Annotated in this window: 19 protein-coding genes and 1 pseudogene; 5 read left to right on the forward strand and 15 right to left on the reverse strand. The window is 43.7% G+C overall.

Annotated elements, in window-relative coordinates:
• Positions 1-12 precede the first annotated feature (12 nt).
• The 6 genes from DWW60_RS07650 to DWW60_RS13790 all read right to left on the reverse strand — a co-directional run bounded on the left by DWW60_RS07650 (position 13) and on the right by DWW60_RS13790 (position 17,811).
• The gene (locus DWW60_RS07650; RefSeq protein WP_055223614.1) at positions 13-2,454 is read right to left on the reverse strand and encodes a LuxR C-terminal-related transcriptional regulator; all 2,442 of its coding nucleotides are present in this window, start codon (positions 2,452-2,454) and stop codon (positions 13-15) included.
• 128 nt (positions 2,455-2,582) lie between these two features.
• Positions 2,583-12,644, reverse strand: a complete 10,062-nt coding sequence (locus DWW60_RS07655; protein ID WP_158565887.1) for an InlB B-repeat-containing protein — start codon at positions 12,642-12,644, stop codon at positions 2,583-2,585.
• Between the two features lie 253 nt (positions 12,645-12,897).
• Entirely contained in the window at positions 12,898-15,453 is a 2,556-nt protein-coding gene (locus tag DWW60_RS07660) for an ABC transporter permease (protein ID WP_117874895.1), read from the reverse strand.
• Positions 15,416-16,117, reverse strand: a complete 702-nt coding sequence (locus tag DWW60_RS07665) for an ABC transporter ATP-binding protein (protein WP_022058060.1) — start codon at positions 16,115-16,117, stop codon at positions 15,416-15,418. The genes DWW60_RS07660 and DWW60_RS07665 overlap by 38 nt, the downstream gene beginning before the upstream one ends.
• Positions 16,068-17,450: a hypothetical protein gene (locus DWW60_RS07670; protein ID WP_055223609.1), complete on the reverse strand. Its 1,383-nt coding sequence runs from the start codon at positions 17,448-17,450 to the stop codon at positions 16,068-16,070. Before DWW60_RS07670 ends, DWW60_RS07665 begins: the two co-directional genes overlap by 50 nt.
• Positions 17,451-17,685: 235 nt before the next feature.
• The gene (locus DWW60_RS13790) at positions 17,686-17,811 is read right to left on the reverse strand and encodes a hypothetical protein (RefSeq protein WP_015534073.1); all 126 of its coding nucleotides are present in this window, start codon (positions 17,809-17,811) and stop codon (positions 17,686-17,688) included.
• A 659-nt stretch (positions 17,812-18,470) separates the two neighbouring features.
• Between DWW60_RS13790 and DWW60_RS13510 the strand changes: the two genes are divergently transcribed.
• Complete coding sequence (locus tag DWW60_RS13510; RefSeq protein ID WP_238050747.1) at positions 18,471-18,647, forward strand: sodium ion-translocating decarboxylase subunit beta; 177 nt, start codon at positions 18,471-18,473, stop codon at positions 18,645-18,647.
• A 4-nt stretch (positions 18,648-18,651) separates the two neighbouring features.
• Positions 18,652-18,933 carry a sodium ion-translocating decarboxylase subunit beta gene (locus DWW60_RS13515; protein WP_199414450.1) on the forward strand — a complete coding sequence of 94 codons (282 nt, stop codon included), beginning with the start codon at positions 18,652-18,654 and terminating at the stop codon, positions 18,931-18,933.
• Between the two features lie 66 nt (positions 18,934-18,999).
• Here the strand turns inward: DWW60_RS13515 and DWW60_RS14090 are convergent, their stop codons facing one another.
• The 5 genes from DWW60_RS14090 to DWW60_RS07695 all read right to left on the reverse strand — a co-directional run bounded on the left by DWW60_RS14090 (position 19,000) and on the right by DWW60_RS07695 (position 20,419).
• Positions 19,000-19,185 carry a type II toxin-antitoxin system RelE/ParE family toxin gene (locus DWW60_RS14090; protein ID WP_442852314.1) on the reverse strand — a complete coding sequence of 62 codons (186 nt, stop codon included), beginning with the start codon at positions 19,183-19,185 and terminating at the stop codon, positions 19,000-19,002.
• 18 nt (positions 19,186-19,203) lie between these two features.
• Positions 19,204-19,329 carry a hypothetical protein gene (locus DWW60_RS14095; RefSeq protein ID WP_015534075.1) on the reverse strand — a complete coding sequence of 42 codons (126 nt, stop codon included), beginning with the start codon at positions 19,327-19,329 and terminating at the stop codon, positions 19,204-19,206.
• The gene (locus tag DWW60_RS07685; RefSeq protein WP_015534076.1) at positions 19,326-19,634 is read right to left on the reverse strand and encodes a type II toxin-antitoxin system RelB/DinJ family antitoxin; all 309 of its coding nucleotides are present in this window, start codon (positions 19,632-19,634) and stop codon (positions 19,326-19,328) included. The genes DWW60_RS14095 and DWW60_RS07685 overlap by 4 nt, the downstream gene beginning before the upstream one ends.
• A gap of 187 nt (positions 19,635-19,821) precedes the next feature.
• Positions 19,822-20,136 (reverse strand): type II toxin-antitoxin system RelE/ParE family toxin, encoded by a 315-nt coding sequence (locus tag DWW60_RS07690; RefSeq protein WP_015534077.1) that lies wholly within the window; start codon positions 20,134-20,136, stop codon positions 19,822-19,824.
• Positions 20,126-20,419, reverse strand: coding sequence for a type II toxin-antitoxin system RelB/DinJ family antitoxin (locus tag DWW60_RS07695; protein WP_015534078.1), 294 nt, complete (start codon positions 20,417-20,419; stop codon positions 20,126-20,128). The genes DWW60_RS07690 and DWW60_RS07695 overlap by 11 nt, the downstream gene beginning before the upstream one ends.
• A gap of 292 nt (positions 20,420-20,711) precedes the next feature.
• Between DWW60_RS07695 and DWW60_RS07700 the strand changes: the two genes are divergently transcribed.
• Positions 20,712-21,308, forward strand: a complete 597-nt coding sequence (locus tag DWW60_RS07700; protein WP_117874896.1) for an N-acetyltransferase — start codon at positions 20,712-20,714, stop codon at positions 21,306-21,308.
• A gap of 238 nt (positions 21,309-21,546) precedes the next feature.
• Here the strand turns inward: DWW60_RS07700 and DWW60_RS07705 are convergent, their stop codons facing one another.
• Positions 21,547-21,927, reverse strand: coding sequence for a PBECR3 domain-containing polyvalent protein (locus DWW60_RS07705; protein ID WP_022216065.1), 381 nt, complete (start codon positions 21,925-21,927; stop codon positions 21,547-21,549).
• 130 nt (positions 21,928-22,057) lie between these two features.
• On the opposite strand from DWW60_RS07705, the gene DWW60_RS07710 reads away from it, so the two are divergent.
• Both DWW60_RS07710 and DWW60_RS07715 read left to right on the forward strand, forming a co-directional pair.
• The gene (locus DWW60_RS07710; protein ID WP_055223584.1) at positions 22,058-22,402 is read left to right on the forward strand and encodes a helix-turn-helix domain-containing protein; all 345 of its coding nucleotides are present in this window, start codon (positions 22,058-22,060) and stop codon (positions 22,400-22,402) included.
• Positions 22,403-22,445: 43 nt separating this feature from the next.
• Positions 22,446-23,972, forward strand: a complete 1,527-nt coding sequence (locus DWW60_RS07715; RefSeq protein WP_055223583.1) for a CoA-transferase — start codon at positions 22,446-22,448, stop codon at positions 23,970-23,972.
• 123 nt (positions 23,973-24,095) lie between these two features.
• On the opposite strand, the gene DWW60_RS07720 is transcribed toward DWW60_RS07715, so the two are convergent.
• From DWW60_RS07720 to DWW60_RS14035, 3 genes and pseudogenes are all read right to left on the reverse strand, one after another.
• Positions 24,096-24,896, reverse strand: a complete 801-nt coding sequence (locus tag DWW60_RS07720; protein ID WP_242859646.1) for a metallophosphoesterase — start codon at positions 24,894-24,896, stop codon at positions 24,096-24,098.
• 93 nt (positions 24,897-24,989) lie between these two features.
• On the reverse strand, positions 24,990-26,327 hold the full coding sequence (locus tag DWW60_RS07725) for an acetyl-CoA hydrolase/transferase family protein (RefSeq protein WP_117874900.1): 1,338 nt from the start codon (positions 26,325-26,327) through the stop codon (positions 24,990-24,992).
• Between the two features lie 315 nt (positions 26,328-26,642).
• Positions 26,643-26,739 (reverse strand): annotated as a pseudogene (locus DWW60_RS14035) (Hsp20/alpha crystallin family protein); the annotation flags it as partial.

Raw genomic sequence — 26,739 nt, forward strand, 5'->3', positions numbered from 1 at the left:
ATCTCACAATCACTAGATAAGTCCCCTGTTAGATGCCTCCCTGACCGCCCCGGCCTTATCAGTCACCCCGAGTTTCCTGTACACCTGGTTCAGATGATACTTTACATTCGCCTCCGACATGTTGAGTCTGTCCGCTATCTTCTGTCTGGACAAGCCCTCTGCCTGCAATTTAAGTATGGCTGTAGCCGTCTCACTGAGTTGAACATCGTCCACTCCCGCTTTCATATATCCGGGGTAGTATCTCGTCATACTCTCAGTCTCCTTCTGCAGTTGTCTGAAATATGCCCTTCTTGCGGCTATCTCCTTATCGTCAGCACCATCTTTCTCGACTTTCCATCCACAGGTATTTATAAGAGTATTCACCGCCGCACCTTCTCTGGATATAATCCTTGTGAAGCTATATTCCATCGCAGTATCAATAGCATGGCACATCGCCTTTTTCCAGTCATCATTTTTTAATCGCTGCAAAGCTACAGCCATCAGCACACTACATTCTATCCCTATATACGTACGGGACATCATCTCAGCATAATATCTCAGCTTTGTCAGCAGCGAATATGCCTGTTCATTCCGTCCGCTTTGAAGGTATACTCTCACTTTGGTTAGATAGATAAACCTGTCATATATCCTGAATTCAACATTTTCATCCGGAGCATTTTCCATCCAACCTGTAACACAGGCTCTATCTCCTCTGTACAGGCTGCATCTGGTCTCAAATGCATATATATTGGGAAGGAGATTTTGTCCTTCCTCTTTTTCAGCCTTTCCCTCTATTCCATTCAAAACCTCAAGAGCCTCCTGTGGCTTTCCGTTCTGCAAATGCAGCCACGCCAATATACCATCAGCAACAAAGCACTGCTCGATTTTTCCTCCTGCTTCCGCCTGCATTCTGCCCTTTGCCGCAAGCGTTGCCACCTCGTAATTATCTCCGCTCTTTTCAAGAAAACTCTCCGCCAAAGCAAGATTTACAAGACCTTTTCCGTATTTTCCAAGTACAAACTCAACAATCCTGCCAACCTTCGACGCCAGCTCTCTGTCTCTCTTGCTCCACTCACAGAAATCTTTTCCGCCATTCATCATTGATGGCAGATTGGACGTAACCGACCATTCCTGTATTCTTACTTCTTTATTAAAAACCATGGTGTATGCTGACTTCAAAAGCTTTAATACATCAACACTCCCCCTGTGCGGCAGACCAATATCCAGATACAGCAAAAGTCCCTTTGCATTTTTCCTGGCACTTCCCTGGTTTTCATCTGCATATAATTTTAGTCTGTCGTACCATCTTTCACTCTCATCAGGATTTAGAAGGAGTGACTGCAGCATGCTCATACCACACATAAGCTCAGGACTTTTCTCGATGACATGATCCGGAAGTTCCAGGTAATATTTTTTCAGATCATAGTAATAACCACTGTTCGCCGCATGTCTGGCATTATCGACAAGTATTGAAACTATTCGCTCTGTAACTCCTGCATTTTCATACATCTCCAAAGCTTTCCTTATATCTCCGTTAAGTCTGTAAAACAGTCCGGCATTCTCATACAGGCCTCTTATACGCTCTTTCTCGTACTTCCGCTTAAGACGTCTGCGCATAGAGACCCTCATGTGAAACTGCAGTTGATATTGTGTATTGCCATCCTTATCCATCCGGCTGGTCATAAAGTTTCCAAGCCACTTTGCCCTCTCGATCAAAAGCTCACTGTCACTTCTTCCGGTTATCATCTCAGCCTGTTTTGTTGTAAACTCATCCACCACGGATATTTCCATGAGAAATTCCTGCATTTCCACATCCCAGTTATCATACACATGATACTCAAGGTAATTACACATCTCATCCTCAACGCGTCTCGAAAAATCATTATACATATCATCTGTTATCTCGCTTGTATATGCCATTTCCATGTATTTGATGTGGCACATCTCCACAGCCAGCGGAAGTCCTGTAGTCTCATAGTACATTCTCTGCACTTGTGCCTCATTGATACTAAATCCAGCGTATTCAGCATACTTCTTTATATCCTCCAGACTGAACATAAGCAGCTTGCTGTCCACCACATAAAATCCTTCTTGAAATCTTACAGCAGAAAGCCATGGGGGAACCGGACACCGGCCAACGAGTATAACCCATACGTCTTCTCTTCTAATGAGTTCTATGATCTGCTCCCTCACTGTGTCCACATCCCCCCATGAGAGCTCGTGCAGATTATCTATGACAATTATTTTTCTTGCGTTGCTGCTTTCTACCACAAGGTCATCCGGTCTGATACCGCCGGCATCCACCACCATGTACTTACGTGTTCCAAGATATCTGCTGACAAGAGTCGTCTTTCCCGAACCACTGACCCCGAATATATATGCAGTTACATTCCCTTCATCCGCTGTCTTCAGAAGCCTCCAGGCTTTTTTCGGTTTTATAAAACAGCCTTTATTACCCGAAGCCGTATTCCCCATATGTACAAATCTCCTTTTCTCACTTTTTAATCCCGGTATAGATAATCAACACCCTGTATATATCAGCAAAGGTGCCTGCATCCAGCCCCAACGGGCCGGATATCAAGCACCTCATGCAGCTACTATTTTTATTTTACTATAATCTGCACAGCCTGTGTAGTGCCATTTACAGCAATTACATAGACCGTACACTTTCCTGCGGCCTTTGCCTTTATTCTTCCTTTGGCATCAACTGTAGCAACATTTTTATTTGTACATGCATACAAATACCTTGCACCATGTCTGCCATCAAGCACCTTCTTGCTGGCATCCGCCTTGGTATATCCAGGTTTAAGCTTAATCGTCTGCTTAACTCCCAACACGTAGCTCTTCTGTGGAAGCAGAACCTTCTTGATGTTGGTATATTTGCTGCTATTGGTAACTATATGAAGCATGACACTATTGTCTATATACTTCTTCTTACCATTTACCAGCTTATATGCCTTTACTCTCAGCTTGATCGTATCAAACTTAGCAAGTGATTTGCCATTAATGCTGGATATTGTAACTCGGGTTGCCGATGCGCCCTTTACCGATTTAATAAGACTTTTCGAGTTAAAGTTTACATAGCACTCCTGTGCATATATATCATATCCGTCAGCCTTGTTAACCTTACCCCACACAACTGTCACTTTGTTTCCGGATACTACTGCATGGATATTCTTATTGATACCAGCTGTATTTTGTGCCGGTATTTTTGCTACAAACCTGGCATTGATTTTCATATTCTTATTTGCAGCAACCTTTACCGAAGTTTTTGTACTCTTGAAGCTTCCTGTCCAGCTTCCAAGTTTACAGTTGTTTGCCGCCTTTGCCGTGCAGATAAGAACCGTTCCCTCGATCACTGATGCACCATTCTTAACTGTTTTGCCTTCTGCAGTCTTGATTGTGATCGATCCGTTTTCAGTCTTTCCAATAGCTACCTTCACATACCTGAACTTGAATGCCGCTCTTATATTCATGTTCTTTGTCACCGTAAGTTTCACTGTAGTACCAGTCTTGCCTTTGGCATCTCCGCCCCAGGCTGACAGATCACAATGCTTTGCAGGAATTGCCTTGCAGATGATATCTGTGCCTTCCTGAACCAGCTGTCCGTTAGATATCTTCTTACCGTCAGCTGTTGTGACAGTTACCGTACCATTCTTCACTGTGGCAATACTTACCTTCGCATATCTTGCCTTGAAGGCTGCTCCCACTGTGATACTTTCGTCAAGGGCTTTTTCAAATGTGCTCTCAGCCTGATCTGCCGCATCCTCTGTCCATGCGTCAAAGTCATAGTACATATCCGGTGTTGCTGTGTATGTAAGAACAGTTTTCTCGTCAATCATTTCACCATTCTCCACCTCTGTGCCATCTGGCTTTGTCACCTTTATGTTTCCATGCTCTGTATCTGCTATTGTTACAGAGTAAAGCTTAACTGCATCAACTTTAAACTCCATATTCTTTGTGACGTTTACATCACTTACAAGATATGCTCCTGTCTCAGTTCCATCCTCTGCAAGCACTGGCTGGACTGACATGATATTCTCTGACTCCTCTGAATTTTCAGCGTTCTCTGGTTCATCAATGATTATATCTCTGATTCTCCAGCCCTCAGCAGGTGTAATAACAACACTCGCATCTCCGTTCTCTCTTACCATATTATCAAGAACTACGCCATTGTCATTCTTGAATACCACATTGTCTGGTATCTTTGTAAGGTCTGTTATAGTGTAAGCTGTCTCCGGTGTGCTTTCACCACCTGCAGTCTCTATCAGATTATTATCTCTGTCATAATTTCCCTCTACAGGAATGGCATATCCAACTCTGTCAACAAGCTCTGCACTTACCTCTATGCTGTTTGTAACATCATTTAAAAGTATCTCGTTGGTAAATCCAAAGTCAGTGCCAGACTCTTCCTTGACAACCTTTCCGCCTCTGATGTACTTAACTGTCCATGCCTGGATCATATAATCATCAGAAGGTGTTATGGCAAATCTTACATCCTTGCCAGAACCTATTCTCACTAAGTTATTCTCAGCATTTATTGGCTTAAGTCCGCTTATATCTCCATCCTCGCCGACATAACCTGTACTGATGTCTATATTGTCATATTTCTTAACTTCATCCTCATTCTTGAATATTACATTTACAAGAAGTGATGGTGCGATATATGCATATATCTCTGCATCCTTTGTTATGTCTGTCAGCTTGTATGTGAGTTCATCTGAATCAACATCTGCTCCGTCAACTGTCCAGTGCTCAACTGTGTTGTATTCATCCTTCGGTGCAACTGTTATTGTAAGATCCTTATGTCTCTTGAGCTTAACCTCTCCTGATACGATCTCAAGTTCCTCTCCGTCTGAAGCTGCTGTGATCTTCGCTGAGCCTGTTCCTGTTGTACCTACCTTAACTGTATACTCTGGAATCTCCACAAACTTGACATATACTGCCACATCTGAGTAGATAGTCTTCACCTCATAGGTGGTCTGCTCCAGTCCAGTGCCTTCTATAGCCTGTGTACACTCAGGATCAAGATACCAGCCCTCGATCATCTGGCCCTCTGCAGGAGCTGCTGTAAATACTACATCTCCGCCGGATACCTGACTGTCGCCACTTGTGATCTCAGCCTTCTTGTCTAGTCCATATACCGCTGTCACAGTTCCCAGAGCAGCATCATTTGCCTCAAAGGTTATAACTGACTTGAGTTCCTGCTTAGCAAAGTGAGCAACAACATCTATGTCAGATGCCACCTTGTCAACCACAAATACGTTGCTGCCAAGCTCCTCTGCTGTGTAATCCTTTGTTCCCTCTGCTGTCTTTACTGTGTATCCCGTACACTCCATATACAGATCCGGAATAGCCGTAAACTTAAGCATTCTGTCGCCTCTGATATCCGCAGACTCTCCATATAGTGTCTCTCCTGATGTCACGTTCTCTGCCTCTATCTGTCCGGCTCCGTCCGCTGACCATGTTATCTTATACACAGGTCTGTCAAACACAGCCCTCACATCAACTCTCGTATCCTTTGGCACTTTGTATGCAAATATATTCTCTGCCACGCCCTGACTGATTCCATTTACAAGCCAGTCTGCAACTTCATATCCTTCTGCAGCCGTCGCTGTGAATTCCACATATGAAGCAGCACCTATCATATCTCCTGATTCGAGCACCAGCTTTGTAGATGTGATCATGGCGCTCACCTCACCTGTTCCCTCTGTCTCAGGACCAAATGTGAGTACATCACCAACCAGCTCAAGACCAGCCATAACTGTCATATCAGATGAATCTCCGTCAACCGTGATCTTAAGGGTATCATTTACTTTCTTGTCTGAATATAACTTTATATTCTCCGTCTCGCTTGTCAGCTTATGTCCATTTATGATCCATTCTTTTACATTGTATCCATCATCAGGCACAACCTTGAATGTGATGACAGAATCTCTGTATATGTCTGTGATCTGCGCAGATTTGCTCTCCGTCGCATCACTTATGGTATCTCCTATCTGTATGTATGAAGGGAGATTTTTTCTTGACACATCTGCACTTATAGAGCCGTGTGTCTTTCCTGACGCCTCTCCAGCAGAAGCCTTCTCTATCACTTTCAGAGAATACTCAGCCTTCACGGATGGTGCGATCTTTCTGTATGTGGCATTTACTGTCACATCCCCTGTAAACCCATCTGCCGGAGCACTCCACGTAAATGTGTATCTCTCTGTTCCGGACTCAGCATCCGCAGTCTCAGTCAGCTTTCCTTCTCCGCTGTCCTCCGCAAGACTGAATACATCCTCTCCTGCATAATTTACCTTTATGTCAGCTATCTCATAACTTCTCTTCACCGCAAATGAGAATTTCAGATCATCCTTACTTGCATATGCGATATATCCGCCATTTGCCAGATCAGAATCTCCTGACTTTGCAGTCATCTCTGTGTCATTTCCTGATGTCCACGACACAACCGGCTGTTTGTAGAAGTATACGACAACCTTTGTATCCTTGCCGAGATATTCTAGTTCATACCTCTGGGCGCCAGTACCTTCTGCCTCAGCATCAACCTTCTCGCCATTTACCTCCCAGTATGCTACCTCGTAGCCTTCATTTGGAGTTGCTGTAAATACTATGTCACTTCCCTGAAGCTGCTTGTCACCGGATACAAGTGCGTCTGTACTTCCTGCAGCAACAGCATCTACCACACCAGCTGCATCATCATCCGCACCATATGTCACCTTGTATCTGTTCGGCGCAGTGTACTTAACTGTATAATCGAGGTCTGAAGCTATATCATACACTGTCATCGTCCTGAGATCCGCTGATATAGTTCCAAGTTCCTGTCCATCTGCTGCTGACCATCCGTCGAGAAGTAGTCCTGACGGAACGGTAACCTGGATGGTCACATTGTCGCCTCGGCTGACTTCATATATACCATCTTCACCGCTCTCTATAGTCACTGTGCCGTCAACTCGCTGAGCCTTGACTGTGACATCCACACCTGTTGTCACTGTAGTCTTTCCATCGCTTCCAACAGTTACAGGCGAGACTGATATTTTGAAATTCTGTGCCTCTGCAAAATATGCCGTGATAAGTGTATCCTCGCTGATCTCCTCTGCATCATATGTGAGAGATGTGTTATTTGTCACTCCATCTTCCGCGAGAACGGTCTCTGGAACTCCATCTTCTCCCGTAACAGTCCAATGATCCAGAACATATCCTGCTGCCGGAACCGCAGTGAGTCTTACCTTCTGTTCTATATGAATGTTTGCACCTGAACCAAACGATTTTCCAATTGTTCCATCCGTCACATAGTTTGCTTTGAGTGTTCCGTGAGCCTCATTGTCCGGCTTGTATGTCAGCTTGTGATATACAGGCTCAAAGTTTACTGCTACATTCATGTTTGCTTTCAGCTTAGCCATCTGGATCTGGTCATCACTGCACGCCTTGCCACCGGATGTTCCACACTGTGGATCCGTAACTGTCTTTCCATTTAGTGACCAGCTCTTAACCTTATATCCCTTATGAGGAGTAGCAGCTAAAGTGATCGTTGAGTTCTCAGGGAGTCTTGTTCCACTGTCAACTGTGAGTCCGTCACTGTTTTCATTCCCAGGCTGCTGGTACTTGATTGAAACTGTACCATGTGTATTTGCCGGCCTGGCAGTAACTGTGTACACGTTTCCTGTCAGTGTGTATGATGCTTTAACCAGGTTTATTATATAGTTCTTCTCAAGTTCATTCATAACCTGTGAATGCTGATCGTCCACCTTGACGTATGCAACATCTATATCATATATACCCGGCAGCAGCCCACTTACTCCATATGATCTGAGCTCGTAATCCCTGTCTCTCTGAGGCATTATGTCGGTATCCCATGCCTTGAGACCTGTTATCACCGCATCCTCGCACTCTCTTACAGAATCATTTACACTTTTCTCTGTATCCTGGGCAGCTATCTCAAGCTGTGCCCTTCCAACATTTATATTCTTCTGAGTCTTGTCTCCGCCATTTGATGCCGTTATCTGGAACATTCCAATAGACTTCGGTATAAACACGCCGTTTGCAAGTTCGTATTTGTCTGTGTCCTCAAATTCTCCTGTCTTATTATTCTTTATCTTAACTGTGTATTCTGAATCGTCCGTGATATCCTGAAGCTTTCCTGTATTGTCGTATGACACTCTCTCCAGAGACATCTTCACTGAATCTCCGTATCTTACATTATCCTGCATGGTCAGATTCATGTTCGTCTTTCCCTCAAATGAGGTATATATAGCCATCGAGTCAGATATACTGTCGTTGTACTGTTTGTTTCCTGCAAAGTATACATATACGTTGTATATTCCCTGTCCGGCTGGCTCCCACTGTGCAGTATAGCAGCCATTTGCTCTGTCATACTTACCAGCTATGCGCTTGCTCTCAGGTCCTGTGATGACAAATTCCACATCTCCCTGTACATCCTCACCTGACAGTGATTTTGGCTGACAGCTGAGTGTGATCTTGTCTCCTGTATATGTGACCTCTGCTCCTGTGGTCTCAGATCTCACCGTCTTGGTCTGATATACTGATTTGAGATCAGTCTGGACCACCTTGACAGTATCTGACACATTCAGAGTCTTCTTTGAAGTCATCGTAAAACTTCCGCTTTCACTATCTGCCACATAATAGTACACCGTACTGTCTTCACTTCCCGATGTGTTTCCGAGAAGATAGAAGTTCTTGCTGCCATCCTCTGATACCCATTTTGCGAGTATCCTGTCATATGTAACATCATCAGATGCATATGACACCTTTTCACCTGCATAGTCAGCTGCATTTACGCTGATCAGCTTGTAAGTATTGCCATCAATATCTGCGATGAAATCTGATTCACTCACACCATATGCCGTGCCGCCCACATCAGATGCTTTAAATGTCTGTGATTCATCCACGTAACCATCGCTGTCCTTTTTGACGCTTACGCTGCATGGATAATAATTCTCGTCACTATCTTTCCACATATAGTTTGTTCCGTCGCTGACAAGAATATATTCCCTGACTCCGGATGCGACTGTTATAAGATTTCTCTCCTTAGTCACGTTCTCCACCTTTGTAGTCTCTGAGCCCGATGCCCTGACTACGCTGCCATCAGACAGATCTTTATTCTCGGTATCGTTGTGTGCCAGAAGCATGACCTTGCTGTCCGCCTTATTTACAGTGAGTGTCGCAGTCTTGGTGTAGAGTGTGATGTCGTTGTAATAAACTCTGCATCGATATTCGTTTCCATCCATTTCATCACTTACATCAGTAAGTCTGAGCGTAGGATTGCTGCCTCCTGTCGATACGCTTCTCCATCCATTATCTGTATTAACCTGCCAGTTGTATCCAACGCTCTGGTTTACTCCATCCCCATCATAATAAACCGCATTTGCCGCAAATTCTGCATTTCCACCCGCAAACGTATTTGTATCATCAGGGTTCTTTGTTATATGGAAGTTAGAACTGTCCTGAAGTGTCGTCGCGGTTGCAGGGCGGCTGAACAGACTCTTTGAACCATTTGCCTGAAGAGCCCTCACTGCAAACGTGTAAGTCCTGTTGGAATATAGTCCCTTCACTTCATAGTCAGTAACTGTATATGGCACAACTGCCTTGCTGTTGTAATTACCTCCTGCATCAACGATACAGACCTCATAGTAATCTGCATCATTGGACGGTGACCACTCAAGACTGACACTGTTTCTCGTTGTGTCGACAACAGAAAGTCCCATCGGCATACGCGCCGGACGAACAACATTCTTAACATCATAGCCAATGACGAACACTGAATCACTGTCGCTGTTCAGCTTTGCAGTGTTCACCCGCAGCTGCCAGTCAAATGAGAACCCTGTGCAGTCTGCCGGAACATTGTCCACCGTTCCACTGTATGTAACACCATTCGAGCTTACACGGGTGTGACCAAGACCCGCATGCTGGCTTGATGTTACACCGACGATGACCTTATTACCGAGTCCTCCGCCTCCAGCACCAAGCTTTTCGTTCGCCTCAAGGAACACTTCAGTTGAATACTCATTCTCATCAGTCACAGATATCGTCTGAGTCTGATCTGCACCAGAGCTGGCATTTACAGAAGAATAATTGTTATTTCCACCTGACTGATAGGCGTACTTTAATTTACCTCCAAGAGTCTGGTATGTAGCAGGGTCTCCCGCTGTGTTATTCAGAATATTATTATATATCTCGTTGAGCCCCTTGCTCCTTCTTGCAACCTTGTCGTAATCTGCCACATCTATGATTGAAGTTGAAGGTCCGAGACATACCGGCATAACCACCGGCTCCCATTTTCTCGCAATCGGATCATATATGGAGTATTCGTAATACATATATTTCAAACAGTACAGAACAACCTGATCAGAACCTCCACCTGCGGCATTATATGTTATCTCATATTCCGTTGTCTTTGTATTTGCATATTCAAAGCTTGCTCCATACGAAAGTTCAACCTCTACCTCACCTGCTCCGATGAGCTGGATCTCCGACGACACATACGCGCCAACTGATATTGACAAGTTAGCTGATACCGTGTTCGATGAACCTTTGCTTGTTGAATATGATGTTCCACCGTTATTTACATATTCATATACTTCCTGAACATCATCAAAATACGGACTTGCCTGAAGGATTGCATAGACCTCTGGATTTGTGTATACCGGATACTCTCCCTCGTACTTTAACCGCACACTGTCATTATCAATATCCGGAAGACACAGTGAAACAAATGTTCCATACATATCCTGTCTGCTGTTCGACTGGCATACTACACCCTCCTGACTGCTGTATGGGCTGCCGCCATCCATAGAAAATGTCGCTATGTCCAGCCAGTAATAATCATCTTTATCATTGAGTTTCTTCTCTCTGTGCACTCCCACAACGCACACAAAACTCTGTCTGTAATTGTTCCCCTTGGCATCCTTATCGACACAGCCAACCCTGACATCGCCGATCCACACCTGATCTTTTTTCTTCTTGTCGTTGCCCTGATTGCGCTGGTCGGTACATATACTCATGCTTCCTATCTCCGAACCTGTTATTCCGCCATCTTCCAGTGAGAAAGCATATACCTCTGCGCCAAAAAGCACACTGTCATTTTCATTATTGCCGTTCATGCCCTTAAGGTCTGCACACGCAAGCGCCAGAGGTGCATTCACAGGTCTGTAATATTCTTTATTTTTAACCTCGTGATATTTCACGATTTCTTTACTCTTAGTCCCCAGGCTTCTCGTATGATAATCTGACAACACATAATTATCCGTCAGACTATCGTAGTATACGTATCTGTATGCAGCCTGCGTGGCTTCATATTCCATCTGCAAATATTGAGAATTGCTCGAATAATATCCACCAACTATAAGTCCTGTGACCATGGCTCCTGATCCGGGATACTTAAACCGACCAAATGCACAGTTTGCAGCATACATTCCGTAGTTCTGTTTTTTGCCATCTGTGTCTCCAAGTGACACTTCATTCAGACCTTCTATAGGGACAAGTCCGCCGTCTTTATATGTATAGACGGTCATATGACCTGCCTTTGCCATGTTGCGATTCTGAACTGATCCAGATACGGCAACCGCGGCCTCATCCCGGCCATCCTGCTCCAGATCACCGCCGGCCAGAGTTACCACAGGAGCTCTTCCTATTCCATAATCACACCACGATCCACCCGCTCCACTTTCATAATTAGATGCAAGCCCGCCCGGTATGCTTATATTATTTCCCTTTGTGAACCTGCCGTTTCCCTTGCCATAATATACATCGACTATGGCATAGCGTATGTTCTGATCGTTTATATTTCTATCCTCGTAAGTTCCACAGTATACGAGAAGATCTTCAAAGCCATCTCCATTCAGATCGGCCTTTTCGATCTCAAACATCGCATCCAGCTCCTGCTGGTATCTTCTGATAAAATACAAAAGTCCATCGCTATATGTAGAATTCTTGTTTAAAGTAGGGGTAAGCGTAGCAATTGAATATCTTGTACCATCAGCTGCTATCTTGAAAATATTCACATCTATCTTTCCGCGGTACTCCTTGCCGTCTATGACAGTTTTAATACTTTTCCATCCAGCTGGACCGAATACTTTATCTCCATGTACTCTTAGCTCCGCAACGTAGTTGGTTTTTCCGTCGCCTCCATCAAATGCAACGCTTGTCGCATACAGGCCGTTAAAACCATTACTGTCCTTTTTTAGAACATTTCCCATGTTGCTACTTATGTTACTGTCTCCCGATCCGCCGTGTTCCACTTTCACATTATCTTCGCCAAGATCATAGAAACCATACGCTCCGTACAGATTGCCAAGGCTGCTGTTTACCTTTGTAGTCCTGTCCTTGAAATCTCCAATCCTGTCAAATCCGTCTCGCACAGTGTACTTGTTTCTGTAATTGCCGTTTGCCGCAACGTATACCTCATTCACCTCTGCAAATGTAGATATATTATCCTTGTCATACGGCACCGCAGCTTTGCTTTTGTCTATATCGGTGCTGAGACCCAGAGCTTTGTATGTACTCTCGTCAATCTCTGTCTCGACCACCGTCTTGCCTGTTTTCTTCGAGCTGTCCGCCGCGTATGCTTTTTGTCCGGGAATAAATCCGGACAGCATAGATAGCACCATACTGGCCGTCAGCGCCCAGCTTATCGCCCTCTTTCTCATAATTTCTTCCTCCCTTTCACTTAAAAAACTAACCATGAGCACCAGCCGTTTTAAGCTGCCACATTCTGATATCAATAATATATTTACAATTATAATTGCTATGTTTTTACATGTACACTAACCAAAAGGCTAGTAACAGGCGTGAAAACAACTTTTTTGCAAAAAAATCCACAAAACGTACCGTCTATACTGTACGCCCTGTGGATCGTAATAAACATCTAAACTATTCTGTTACATGCCATATATGAAAGGATCATTCCACCGACTTAAGCGATTCCGCCATATTTATCTTATCAAGCTTGACTGACATGACTCTGTTGACAAGGAAATTAAACACAAATGTCAACACTATACTGTACACATAGCTCATCGGCGCTATATATGTATCAAATGCGACCATATCCACCTTGATCTGTCCTATGACAAATGCATGCAAAAACACTCCAAGCACAAGTCCCACAGCGATTCCGAATGTCGTCAGGACTCGGTTCTCCCTGAACACATAAGCCGAAGTCTCATTTTTGAAAAATCCCAGAACCTTTATAGTCGCTATCTCCCTGAGGCGCTCTGTGATATTGATATTTGTCAGATTGTAGAGAACGATAAATGCAAGTGCACCCGCCGATAGTATAACTACAATTACTATATAATTCAGACTCTCCATCATCTTGGATATCCTGTTCTTCATATCCTTGTTGATAGTCACTGATGCGGTTTCTGCATCACCCATAAGATCGGCAGATATCTCGTGCGAATCTGCGCCTTCCTTAAGATTGAAGTACACCGATTTGTACTGAGGTGCCTCCCCCATCTGATCCTCATATGTTTCAGGTGAGATATACACATAGTTGTATACATGATTCCTGAATATGCCTGATACGGAGACTCTTATCTCTTTCATCTCGCTGTCTCTGACCGTTATTACATCGCCTGTTTTGAGGTCGTACTGTTCTGCCAGCGCAGTATTGATCACAGCTTCCCCTTTGCCCGGATATTCTATCTTCGCACCATCTTTATCCGCAAACTTCATATATCTGTCGACGTGCTCAGGTTCTTCCATGATGACCATGTTCACGGACTTTACGCCGCCATCACGCACCAAATCCCAGGTAGATTCACTGACGAGATCATAACAAGAAGTAACCTCATCCAGCCTGTCTTTCAGACTACGGAAGTGTTCATCTTCTTCTCTATCACCCGCAATCGATGTATTCAGCGTTATCACTCCATCTCCGACCTGTATCTTCCCATACTGATTATCCGCAAATCCGCTTATGGAATCGTTTATTCCAAAGCCTGTGAGTAGCAGCGCAGTACAGCCGCTTATTCCTATTATCATCATAAAAAAACGTTTCTTATATCTGAATACATTTCTGACACTTACCTTTCTCAGAAATTTCAGTCTCTTCCATATAAATGGGATATGCTCAAGGAACACCCTCTTGCCAGGTTTCGGAGCCTTAGGCCTCATAAGACTTGCCGCAGTCTCAGAAAGCTCGTATCTACAGGAAAACCAAGTTGTACCTACAGTGCACAAAAGGGATGCTGCCAGCACGCCAATAACCAGCGTCCAGTCTGTGGTTCTCTCAAGCGGCACATGTATATACATCATATGATATGCATACCAGATAACCTCCGGAAATACATATGTACCTATAAGATATCCACCTGCACATCCTACTACAGCTGCAGTTCCCGAATAGATCATATATTTTCCCATGATAGCCGCCTTGCCATAGCCGAGAGCCTTCAACATGCCTATCATAGAGCGCTGTTCCTCAACCATTCTGTTCATGGTAGTCATACACACGAGCACGGCAACCAATATGAAGAATACCGGAAATACCTTTGCAACTCCATTCACTATGTCTGAATCGCTCTCAAAGCAGACATATCCGATATTCGTCTCCCTGCCGAGTATGTAATAATTCACACCATCTGCATCATCCAGCGTTATGTCCTTCACCATATCCTCCGTCATACCCTTTGCCATGAGGATATCCTTATATCTGTCCAGTACACTGGTCTTACATATTGACTCCCATTCGTCCATCCTGTCGTCTATATAGTCTTCATACTCATCGGCATACATATCAAACTTTCTGTCAAATTTCACATATACATCGGTGTAGCATTCGCTGTCAAATGCTTCAGGGCTGACATATACAAAGCCCGCGATCTTACCATTTCCAAGGGTTGTGGTGCCTCTTTCAAAATTAATATAAAGAGGGGAGTTGACAGTTCCGACAACGGTGAATTTCTTCACCTTAAGGATATCCTGTGTACTGCTGTCCTCACCTTCTGCTGCATCGTCATCTGCCACCTCTATGACATCACCTATCTTTATACTGTCCATCTTGGCATCTACAACACATTCATCTTCCTTTTCCGGCATGCGTCCGTCCACAAGACTCAGTTTATTGATGTTTTCCGGAACTGACATAGTCTTCAACACCCTGTCATTTTCACCCTGGTTCTTGTATAGGACGTCCAGACTATAACCGCCCTCAGCGTACAGCACATCCTTCTCCCCGGCAAATGAATCCACGTCATCATCCGTATATCCAAGAGTTGACAGAAGATGCAGATCATAGAAATTTCCCTTGTCAAGGAAATTCGATATGGTATTCATCATGTCCGGCTTCGTCATCTTGAGACCCGAGAAGAATCCCACGCCCAGGGCTATGATCGCCATGATGGCTGCAAATCTTCCAAATGTATTTTTTATCTCACGAAATGTCGTGCGTCTCATCATTGATTTCATAGGCCACCTACCATTCCAGATCTTCAACGTTCCTGATGTTATCATTCATAACCACTTTCTCCACAGTTCCGCTCTTAACCGTGATGACTCTGTCCGCCATGGCTGTGAGTGCCTGGTTGTGCGTTATGACTATAACTGTCGTTCCCGTATTTCTGCATGTATCCTGAAGGAGCTTCAACACAGCCTTGCCTGTGTTGTAATCCAGAGCTCCGGTCGGCTCATCACAGAGCAGAAGCTTTGGATTCTTTGCAAGCGCCCTTGCTATGGCAACTCTCTGCTGCTCACCACCTGAGAGCTGTGCCGGGAAGTTCGCCATACGATCCTCAAGTCCCACCTGCTTCAGAACCGTTGCAGCATCCAGCGGTTCCTTACAGATCTGTGCCGCCAGCTCCACGTTCTCAAGTGCTGTGAGGTTCTGTACCAGATTGTAGAACTGGAACACGAATCCCACATCATACCTTCTGTATGCCGTGAGCTGTCTCTTATTCAGAGTTGATATCTCTCTGCCATCCAGCTTCACGCTGCCGCTTGTCAGAGTGTCCATACCGCCAAGTATATTCAAGATAGTAGTCTTGCCCGCACCGGAGGCTCCGACTATGACGCAGAACTCTCCCTTTTCTATCTCAAAATCCACATCGCGGAGAGCATTGATCTCCACCTCACCTGTCTTGTATACTTTCTTTACATCTCGAAATTCTACGTAGCTCATCCTGCACCATCCTTTCACTGTTCTTTCTTACAATCTCATCCAGACTCCACAGCCTTGCCTCGGTCACCCTGTCGAATTTGATCTCTATCCACTCTTCCGTTCTAGGCTTATATATTCCCGCAAAATCATCATTTTGTATTATCTCACAGTCCATCTCCAAAATAAACTTCTCTTCATCATCAGAGAGAACGACAACTGTAAAATCCAGATTTTCTTCCCCCGGCAAAATGTACCGATTTATCAAATGCCCCTCCAGAAGTCCGGGATCGTCAACAAACAAAACTATATGCCTATATCCGCCTACATTCTCGCTATTCACAAAATAATCCAGAGTACCATTTCTTTTCTGAAGCTCATTTGCCAGCATGTCTAACAAGCCCTTCACATCAGCTTCTCCTGCGGCAAAAGAGATTTCTCCATTCTTACGGTCCGCCAGATAAAGCTCATCATATCCTACCCATTCACCATCACCCGGATCACAGGCAAATGCTAGCTGAATCCTGTCATTTGTCTCATTTATCTCAAGCTGGCCTATGATATTTCTCGCTATATCAAATGCACTCTTTTTATTTCCATCACTTACTATTCCTATAACCCCGGTACGGCTGAGATCCAGCACCACCGGCAAGTCGTGGATAACTGCCGTTTTTATCTTCACCTCATTTGCAACGTCTGTGAGCTGTACCTCTCTCTCCCGCTTTCCGCCAGCCTCCTGAACCACCACATGATCAGATATATCCACACTGCCAAGCCCCAGTCTGACCATAAGATGATTGCAGGCCCTCGATCTATTCAGACATTCAGCCTGCGCCTCCGAAAAAAAGATTTGGACTACAGGATTGAATCTATCTCTCATATTATCCAAAATTTCCGTCTTATCAATCTCGATCAATCTGCACAAATGCTTTGCATAATTATTTCTCCTGATAGATTCAAGCTCCCCACGTTTCTCTTTCCCCGGTCTTGTCGAAAAATCCGCTATAGTACCCGGGATTACCCGCATCACTCCGAGGCCAATACACATAAGTATGAGCATAATGAAACCATACAGATCTATGCCGGCGAATCCTATTGGATGCCAGCGCCCTCTATAGTAATACCCTTTCATGTCAGGATTCCTGCCCTTACCATTTACTGCCATAACTATCACGATCACAGCGATCACTGCCACAATGAGAATTTCCACCAGAAGTATCTTCATATTAAGCTTGTTCTGATTTTGGGGCGTAGAGGCCTTAGGCAGTACAAGCTTGTCCGGCGGCAAAAGCTTCTCATCCAGCTTACCCGTTTTTCTGACCTTATCTGTTGTTTCCGTTCCTTCCGCATTCTCCATATTTTTCATATTCCCCATGTGTCCCAAATCTATTATCCCATCAACACTCAATATATTTTAGTTCGAAAATATATCAGTCTGTCAAGTCCGACAATGTATCCCATAAATATTTGTTATATATATTATACATCAGTAACCCCATATTCAGAAATTAAATTTATATATTGCTGTTCCCACGACAAAAAAGTCCCCCATACCTGCCTGATGCAGATACAGGGGACCTTTGTCTCATATACTATTTATGCTTTTTTGACTTTGGTGTAGCCGGTTCTTCAGCTGCTGCAGCGTTATGATTTGCTGTCGCATATACCTTCTGAACTACTTTCTTTTTCTTCAATGGATGCTTTGGGTTCTTATCCATTTTGAACACTTCCTTTCTGTTTTCCTAAAATGTTATATAACAGAAATCTGCAGTGCATATGCCGAACGGTCATCTGCACCACCGGTTGTGCTATCCTTTTCTTATCTTTGACTATGTTATAGTCCTCTATGCTAGCAATGTCAAGAGGTGAGTGCTAATTATTTTGTGAAGATTTTGTGAAGATTAGGTACTCGCATATTAACCGGGAAAGCGTACTGCCCCTCGGCAAAGATATGGTTCAGATACCCCCAATTCCCCCGCGGTTCATTGACACCATTTTCTCAATTGGATATATTGTGGGTGTTATTAGCAAAAAGGAGCTGACAGCCATGCCGAGTCATCCCTTGAAAGCGGGGACATAAAGACCCCCGATGCAAATCGGATCATAGAAGCAAATATAGTATACAATGTAAGGACCGGCGAACAGCTTACCAGGAGAAGACAAAATGCCAAAGGCTTCGAAGAGCTTCTTGACTGTGCCGGTGTCCTGTTCCTTGAAAATAACCAGACAGGAAATCTGATCATCAATCCCCCGCTTTCATCCATCGATGACCTGATGAAATATATGCAGATAGATTTTCTGCAGCCGATATACACACTCACATTCAGCAACGGACTCAGAGGCGGGCACCATACTTACATACCCTATCGCCAGGGCAATGGGCCTCGATGCCGGTTCTTCAGCCGCAGTCTCCATCATCGGCGGTGCGGACGGACCTATGGTTTTATTTGCATCACTCAAGCTGCTCATACCGAAGAGCATAAGAGGCAAAGCCATCGTCAGGGAACAGAGAAAAAGCAAGATCACATCCAAACAAAAGCTGGTTCCTGAATGAACAGGTGCTCAAGCTCCTGATCCTTGGAATGCTCGCGCTGCCCCTCTCAGGTATCGGCGGAATAGTCGGAGGCTACATCGTATACCTCTTCAAACGTGGAAACTTCAACCCTACTGTCGGTATTGCCGGAGTGTCATGCGTACCTTCTACCGCAAAGGTCGCCCAGAAGGCGGCATCCAAGGCTGACCCTTCAGCATTTATTCTCGACTACGCCCTGGGCGCAAATATCTACGGAGTTATAACGACTGCGATACTTACGGGAATTTATATAACGCTTTTGAGTTAAAATTACATGGTTTTATATACACAAAATGCCACAGCAGTTTTATGCTGCTGTAGCATTTGCTTTACCCTATTGCTTTGTGTATAGATTTAACTGATTGTCTGTGTCACGTCCTGCATACATTACTCTAAGAATGGTTACAACCTTTTTATCGCTATCAGGAATATAAAATACCACATAATTATCTACTAGTAATACACGAAGTCCACGGCTTTTCCACGGTTCTTTCTCGTATCTTCGATAACGCTCCGGCATCGTATCCAGACTTAATATCTACTCTTCCAGACGGTCAAGCTGTCCGCTTGCGTTTTGAGAAGATTGTAATTCAAAGGCAATATATTCAAAAATTCCTCTCAGATCATTGTCAGCCTGCTCGGATATCTCTAATTCATATATCATATTCCATAATCCTTACGAATGTCAGTAGAGACCTTTTTAGCATTTTTCGTCCGTCCAGCCTGCATATCAGCATATCCTTTCTCCAATTCTTCATCGAACTCTGCATCTGATAATGTGCTGATGTCAACAGGTCTGTCATATGGTATTTTTACTTCAAATGGAAGTCCTCTCTGTAAGATAATCTGTTTATAAAACATATTTATAGCACTAGAAGCAGGGATACCCAGTGTAGCCAAGATACTTTCTGCTTTTTCTTTGACATCTGGTTCAATCCTTGCATATAAATTTGCAGATTTTGTAGCCATATAAAGCATCTCCTTTCATAAGTAGTGTTTCCATCTATCCTTAATTATAAGCATATGTCCGCACAACAGCAATACTTTTATCTCAAATAGAAATACACTATCATACACTTACTCATATAAGAAAAATATGTGGGAAGCGTATTGTATTGCTTCCCACTCTTTAATGTTAATTGCGCTACGGATTGTTCTATATCATTTTTCCCTCAAAATCCTGTAATTCGTGAAATATATTATCTACTATAATACGTTCTCCTTCTATTCGATATAACATAAAATATCTATGTCTTTCAAAATTAATTCTTCTATATCCCAGCTTTCTCAAGCGCAGATTATCACATAGTTTCAAACTTGAAGCAATTTTTTCCAAACTTCTTTTCGTATTCTCAAAGTCCTGAAGAACATTTGCTGCAGCCTGTTTACTATGTTTTTCAAATAAGAGATATTGAATAAAATTATCCAAATCATTCTCTGCATCTTTTGTCAAAACCACCTCATAAGTCATACTTCTTCCTCATATCATCTATCACAACATCAGCATCACGACATTCACCTTTTTCAGCATGTTGTCTTGACTTCGCCAGTTTGTCTATCATCTGTTCCTCTGTCATTGCCACATATGGATCTGTAACAACCCTTTTTATCTCAAATGGAAATCCATTATTTGCAACTGCCTGGGTAAGAAAAATTCTTATAGCTGTCGTAGTATCTGTTCCAAGATCATGAAATAATTTATCTGATTTTGACTTAAGATCATTGTCTACCCTTACCTGTATTGTGCTTGCCATTCTCATACACCTCCTAGTATTAATAATATGCAACTTCACCGCTTCTTTATAAATTATAATACTTAATTTATGCCAATTCAATACAAACGTATTGTTTTAGTAGTGATATTTCATATACAAACACTATGACATCGGCATCCTTCATATCTTCATATATTTCTATCATGTCATCCTGAATGAGATCATTGTTTCATTTTCACTCTATATATGATAATATAATTGCAGTTAGAAATGTCTAACCATATAAATCAAATTAGAAACGACAATATAATTATCGAACGGAGAAAATACAATGAAGATAACAAAATGGGATGCGCAGGCAGCCGAGGATATCGGCCATGCATTTGGACATTATGACTACGGGCAGGAAACAGGTATGGGAGTGTTCTACAGCAGCAAAGAGGCCGTGGCAAATTACATAGCCGGCTACGTCCGTATGGCATTTGAAGGACAAATGCTCTATACGACAAGCGAACGCGGCGAGGGGTATATCGCCTATACCCTGCCGGGACAGAAAATGAATTTCAAAGCTGGCATGGCTATCCTCAAAGCTCTTTTTCACAACATGAGCCTTAAAGAGATGATCTGCATGGGAAAAGCTCTGTCCAAGGGAGGAAAATCCCTTCAGGATCGAATGAAAAAAGAGAAAAAAAAATTTATATTTGTCGGCATGGTCTGCGTCCGCGAACAATACCAGGGACAGGGATACATGAGGAAAGTTCTGGACATGGCCTTCTCTGAGGGAAACAGGTTGCACGTTCCAGTCATCCTTGAGACGGATGCCAAGTCAAAGTGCGACAAATACATGCATCTCGGCATGGAGCTTGAGGGTGTGCGCGATATGGGTGTTTATGGCAAGATGTACGATCTGATCAAGTATCCTGATTAGGGAACAAGGAGCAGCACGCTTTAGCTCGTTGCTGACGCAAATTAAAAATGTCAGATAGATATAAGCTCCAAATCATTGCTCATATTTATCTGACATTTTTAAGTATTTAATGTTTACATTTGGATGGGCGGCGTATCCATCATATCAGGTTCCCGTGGGAGCGCAGGGTGCCTTTCCTGCTTGTCAAATGTATACAATGATGATACCATTGCTTACCGATAAAATCAAGATATCTTATCTAACCAAATATATTACTACATATCGGCACCAATCTGCCTGACTTTACATATGAATCTATTTTTCCTTTTTTTACATCAAATACTGTAGCAATATAATATTTTGATTCCTTTTCATCTAATTTGATTGAAACAAAAATATTGTCATTATAACATTTAACCAACTCTATATTTCCATTATAACATCCTGCATAGTCTGGATGACTAATTATATCATCTAAACGATCAATGTATTTTGCAGCAACAAAATGCTTTCTTTTAATAAGATGTGTCAACAATCCCTTAGATCTATAAATTGTAAAAGCACTATAATCAAAACCTAATACTGAATTGAGTTTAGTGTTATAATGTGCTACTTTTATTAACTTGTCCTCATTTCGCATATTATATATCTCCCTCTATTCTATATTAAATGTTGAATAAGGCTATTATTTGTTGTATAGTAACCATTGGATATATCTATATTATATTATCCAATGGTTACTGTCAATATTCAGTCTAGGAGGAATAATAATGTCTGCTAAATTAATTCCAGAACGATTAAAAATTGTGAGAGAAAATATGGGAATTACTATGGCTGAAGCATCCAGGAGACTCAATCTTTCCAAAATAGGATATTGCAGATATGAGTACGGAGAGAGAGTCCCATCTCAGCAAACGCTGGAAATTATTGCTCAATGTTTTAACACATCTGTTGAATATTTGACCGGTCTTTCGGATTCTCCGGCCGCGACACAAATCGTAATTGACAAAAACAAGAATCCTGAGCTCTTTGCCCTTGTTGATTTATGTCAGAACAAGGATACAGAACTCTTACAAAGAATGTTATCATATTGTAACCTGCTAATAAATTCATAGCAGATTTTGATTGATTTTTTATATAAACGAAAGGATAGAACAAATGTACCAGATAATGACAGCCGACGAGGCAATGGATCTTATAAATGACGGAGATGTGATCGCACTCAACTCATTTCTCGGCATAGATATTCCAATCGAGCTTCACGAGGCATTATATAAAAGATACCAGAGGACAGGTTCACCGAAGCACCTCACAGCTATATCAAGCGCGGGCTTTGGTGCGTGGGATGAGAACAAGGCGGCAGAGGGATACATAAGAGACGGCGCCGTTGACAAGATCATCTGTGGACATTTCGGTGCCATGTACAGCACCAAGAAGCTTGTCCTTGAGGACAGATTTGAGGCATACAATCTTCCACTCGGCTGTATCTCACACGCAATTCGTGCACAGGCCGGCGGACTTCCGGGAGCACTCTCCAAGGTCGGTCTCGATATATTTGTCGATCCTAGACTTGAGGGACCGGGAATCAACAACATATCAAAGGACGACTCACTTGTAAAATACGTCGAGCTGGACGGTGAGGAATTCCTCTACTACAAGCTGCCGCTTATCAACGTGGCTATCATCAAGGGAACTGCTGCCGACCGCAAGGGCAACATCTCATTTGAGGATCTGTTTACCGCAGGAGATGCGCTGTCCATCTGTCAGGCTGTAAAGGCAAATGGCGGAAAGGTCATCGTGCAGGTTGACAGACTTGTGGCAAGGCCATCAAGACCTCACAATACCATCATTCCGGGATGTCTGGTTGACGCTATCGTTGAGATACCGCCGGAGCCAAGACACGCATCATACGAATCCCTGACAGGAAGTTTTGAGATTCCATATTCACAGTGGCAGGATTGGGCTGAGATGCTTTCCGGTCGTACCAAGACAAAGAATGTCGTCAATACAAGCGCAGAGATCATTGGAAGAAGGGCTGCTCTGGAATTGAAACCGGACGATATAGTCAACATAGGTGTTGGAATTCCGGAGACTGTATCCAAGTATGCCAGAGAGAACGGTATTCTGGACAAGATAACCCTGACCGTAGAATCCGGAGGTGTAGGCGGATTTCCTGCATCGGGCAAGGTGTTCGGCGCTGTCATTGGCGCGGACTCCATCTATGACATGGCAAACCAGTTTGATCTCTACAACAATGGCGGTCTTGATATCTGTTTCATGGGCGGGATCGAGGTTGACAGGTTCGGGAATGTAAATGCCCACAAGGGTCCTGGCGCATTTGCCGGTGTAGGCGGATTTGCAAATATCACCGCCAAGACAGCAACCGTTGTGTTCTGTCTCACATTTGATACGAAGGGGCTTGCCGTGGAGGACAATGACGGCATCGTGACCATCAAAAACGAGGGAAGCATTCCTAAGTTCGTAAACGATGTCAGAAGCATCAGTTTCTCAGGAAAACGTGCGCTGGCAAACAGGCAGAGGGTTATATACGTCACAGAACGATGCGTATTTGAGCTCACTGAAAAGGGACTTAAGCTCATTGAGGTGTACCCGGGAATTGATCTTGAACATGACATTCTAAGCAAGCTTCCTTTCAAGGTGGAAGTAGACGAAAGGCTGCGATAGCTAGAAGGCTGAGAAAAATAAATCCTAATATGTTAAAAGGTCGTGAGAAGATCCCTACTCAAAATCTTCCCACGATCTTTTATGTACATCATTTTCTTATCTACATTAACTTTCTCACAATAACTAATGCTTCCCCACCAGCTCCACGCATACTATCTCCGGGAAGTTAAACAGCCTCACCGGAATCACACTGTTGCCAAGGCCTCGGCTGACTATCATCTCGGTGCCATCCATATAATATTCACCTGATGTATATTCTGGAAGAAATCCCTGATCCGGAGCCACTATCCCGCCGACAAACGGCAGTCTGAACTGTCCGCCGTGGGCATGTCCGGAAAGCACGAGATCAACACCGGTGTCGGCATACCTGGCAAGGTATTGTGGCTCATGTGCAAGAACGACCGTGAACTCCTTTTCATCACTAAGCAACGCCTCCAGTGTCCCATCCGCAAGACTTTTATCGTCCAGTCCGACCAGCCTGAACTTCGCATCCCCCCTGGATATCTCCACAACCTGATCATCCAGAATAACCACCCCGGCACCTATAAGCCCATCCATAAGCTCGTCATATTCAGATTTCTCAAGCCAATATTCATGATTGCCTGTGACATAGTATACCGGACATATTTTCACGATCTCATCCACAAATTGGACTGCGCGGTCTACATTTGTGTGATTTGAGTCCACAAGATCTCCGGTCAGGACAATCATATCAGGTTCACATTCTCTTATCCTGTCCACCAGTTTCTGGTTATTCTTGCCAAACTTTGCATTATGCAGATCCGATATCTGGACGATGCGATATCCCTCAAGATCTGCGCCAAGCTGCTCTGCCGCATATGTATAATGTGTGGTTTCAAGGTGTTTGTTCTGAAAATTGCAGAACAATATTATGACAATAACTATGCTCAGAGTAATTGCCAATTTTATATATTTCTGCTTTTTCGTATTTCTACTTTTTTGTTTTTTAGATTTTCCTTTCATTCGCAGCCCCACTTTTATAATGCCATGATCTTCTCATCTCTTATTCGACCTCCGCCAGATCTTTCTCTCCTGTGCCTCCTTTATCAGCATGTCCCGGAAATCAGGATGTGCTATGGATATCAGTGCCTCCGCTCTCTCCCATGTGGAACGCCCCTCAAGATTTATCACGCCGTACTCTGTCGCAAGGAAGTACACCTGACTTCTCGGCGAGGTGATGATATCTCCGTTGAACTGCGGTTTTACCCTGGAATGCTTCACCCCATTCCTGTCGGTGTGTGTGGAACTCATACATATAAACGCCTTGCCGCCACGGGAGCCCGATGCACCGATCAGGAAATCGAGCTGTCCGCCGGTTCCGCTGATCTGGCGCGAACCACTGCTCTCCGCCGCAACCTGTCCGTACAGATCCACTGCCACGCAGCTGTTTATGGACACCATGTTGTCTATCTGTGATATTACATACGGTCTGTTCACATACTCAAGTGGATATGCGGCGATTCCCGGATTGTCGTCCAGCCACTCATACAGCTCATTTGAACCGATGGCACAGCCAAATACACCCTTTCCACGATCTATGTTCTTGTATTTGTTTGTCAGCTTGCCCGCCTTGTACAGGGCTAGATATGCATCCGAGCAGAGCTCCGTGTGCATGGCAAGATCCTTGAGATCCGACTGAGCCAGCATCTCACCTACCGCATTTGGCATTCCCCCGATACCGAGCTGCAGTGTTGAACCATCTACTATGTATGGAATGAGCAGCTCCGCTATCTTCCGGTCAACCTCACGCGGTGCCTGTGTTTTCACATCTGCAAATGGTTCATGCTCCCCCTCCACGATCATATCCACATCCGATATGTGAATACACTCATCATATCCACCGCGTATCTTAGGCATGTGCTCATTCACCTCAACTATAACGATGTCCGCCTTCCTGGCAATAGGGGCAGCCACACCGGTATTTACCGAGAAGTTAAAATAACCATGCTTGTCCATAGGTCCCACCGACACCATGACCACATTCACATGGAGGAAATACTCATAGTAAGCCGCATTATTGTGGAACACCATCGGTATATAATAGCATTTGCCCTCATCGCACAGCTTTCTCTCGTACTGCGAACAGTGCCAGCTATGATACACAAAATGCTCCTGACTGTCATCGCACTCTGCAACCTCTATAGGCCCAGCCATCAGATTGCCTCTGATCTTCACATCGTGCAGCTCATCTCTCCGCTTTGCCAGTGCTCTGTCAAGTAGTACAGGTTTTCCAAGGGACGATGTGTAATCGACCCAGTCTCCATCCTTGACACACTCCACCGCAGCCTCTGGTGTACGCAGCTTTTCTCTATACATTTGCTGAAAATCGAACATATAAATCCCCCTTTATTGAATAACGTTTCACCGATTGTCCTCCATCACCAGTCTCAATCACTATTATCAAATAAATCAAATGCCATTTCAACATTTTTAGAGATATTCTGTGTAAATATCAATGAAAAATTTTACCAGCTTTTACAATATTCCAGCCAAAATAGTCATAATATTTTCCACTTTCACTGGAACAATGCTCATTTGCATCTAATAGCAGAACGCAAAAGAGCCCCCCGCATACCTGCACCTTGCAGATACACGGAGGGCTCTACGAATATTAGTCATCTGTTATTAAGTAATCACGCAGTTCTTACATTATTCGATTGCGATATAATTACTCTTCTCTACTTTCTTCTGCTCTTCCTTCTTAGGAATCGACAGTTTCAGTACGCCATGTTCATACTTTGCATGA

This window comes from Coprococcus sp. AF16-22, from assembly GCF_003461545.1.
In the GTDB taxonomy this organism is placed as follows: Bacteria; Bacillota; Clostridia; order Lachnospirales; family Lachnospiraceae; genus Coprococcus; species Coprococcus aceti.

Excerpts from the sequence above, each read along its gene's own strand:
- DWW60_RS07650 (WP_055223614.1), bottom strand. The coding sequence starts at position 2,454 with ATGGGGAATACGGCTTCGGGTAATAAAGGCTGTTTTATAAAACCGAAA.
- DWW60_RS07655 (WP_158565887.1), bottom strand. The coding sequence starts at position 12,644 with ATGAGAAAGAGGGCGATAAGCTGGGCGCTGACGGCCAGTATGGTGCTA.
- DWW60_RS07660 (WP_117874895.1), bottom strand. The coding sequence starts at position 15,453 with ATGATAACATCAGGAACGTTGAAGATCTGGAATGGTAGGTGGCCTATG.
- DWW60_RS07665 (WP_022058060.1), bottom strand. The coding sequence starts at position 16,117 with ATGAGCTACGTAGAATTTCGAGATGTAAAGAAAGTATACAAGACAGGT.
- DWW60_RS07670 (WP_055223609.1), bottom strand. The coding sequence starts at position 17,450 with ATGGAGAATGCGGAAGGAACGGAAACAACAGATAAGGTCAGAAAAACG.
- DWW60_RS13790 (WP_015534073.1), bottom strand. The coding sequence starts at position 17,811 with ATGGATAAGAACCCAAAGCATCCATTGAAGAAAAAGAAAGTAGTTCAG.
- DWW60_RS13510 (WP_238050747.1), top strand. The coding sequence starts at position 18,471 with ATGGGCCTCGATGCCGGTTCTTCAGCCGCAGTCTCCATCATCGGCGGT.
- DWW60_RS14090 (WP_442852314.1), bottom strand. The coding sequence starts at position 19,185 with ATGCCGGAGCGTTATCGAAGATACGAGAAAGAACCGTGGAAAAGCCGT.
- DWW60_RS14095 (WP_015534075.1), bottom strand. The coding sequence starts at position 19,329 with ATGATATATGAATTAGAGATATCCGAGCAGGCTGACAATGATCTGAGA.
- DWW60_RS07685 (WP_015534076.1), bottom strand. The coding sequence starts at position 19,634 with ATGGCTACAAAATCTGCAAATTTATATGCAAGGATTGAACCAGATGTC.
- DWW60_RS07690 (WP_015534077.1), bottom strand. The coding sequence starts at position 20,136 with ATGACTTATGAGGTGGTTTTGACAAAAGATGCAGAGAATGATTTGGAT.
- DWW60_RS07695 (WP_015534078.1), bottom strand. The coding sequence starts at position 20,419 with ATGGCAAGCACAATACAGGTAAGGGTAGACAATGATCTTAAGTCAAAA.
- DWW60_RS07700 (WP_117874896.1), top strand. The coding sequence starts at position 20,712 with ATGAAGATAACAAAATGGGATGCGCAGGCAGCCGAGGATATCGGCCAT.
- DWW60_RS07705 (WP_022216065.1), bottom strand. The coding sequence starts at position 21,927 with ATGCGAAATGAGGACAAGTTAATAAAAGTAGCACATTATAACACTAAA.
- DWW60_RS07710 (WP_055223584.1), top strand. The coding sequence starts at position 22,058 with ATGTCTGCTAAATTAATTCCAGAACGATTAAAAATTGTGAGAGAAAAT.
- DWW60_RS07715 (WP_055223583.1), top strand. The coding sequence starts at position 22,446 with ATGTACCAGATAATGACAGCCGACGAGGCAATGGATCTTATAAATGAC.
- DWW60_RS07725 (WP_117874900.1), bottom strand. The coding sequence starts at position 26,327 with ATGTTCGATTTTCAGCAAATGTATAGAGAAAAGCTGCGTACACCAGAG.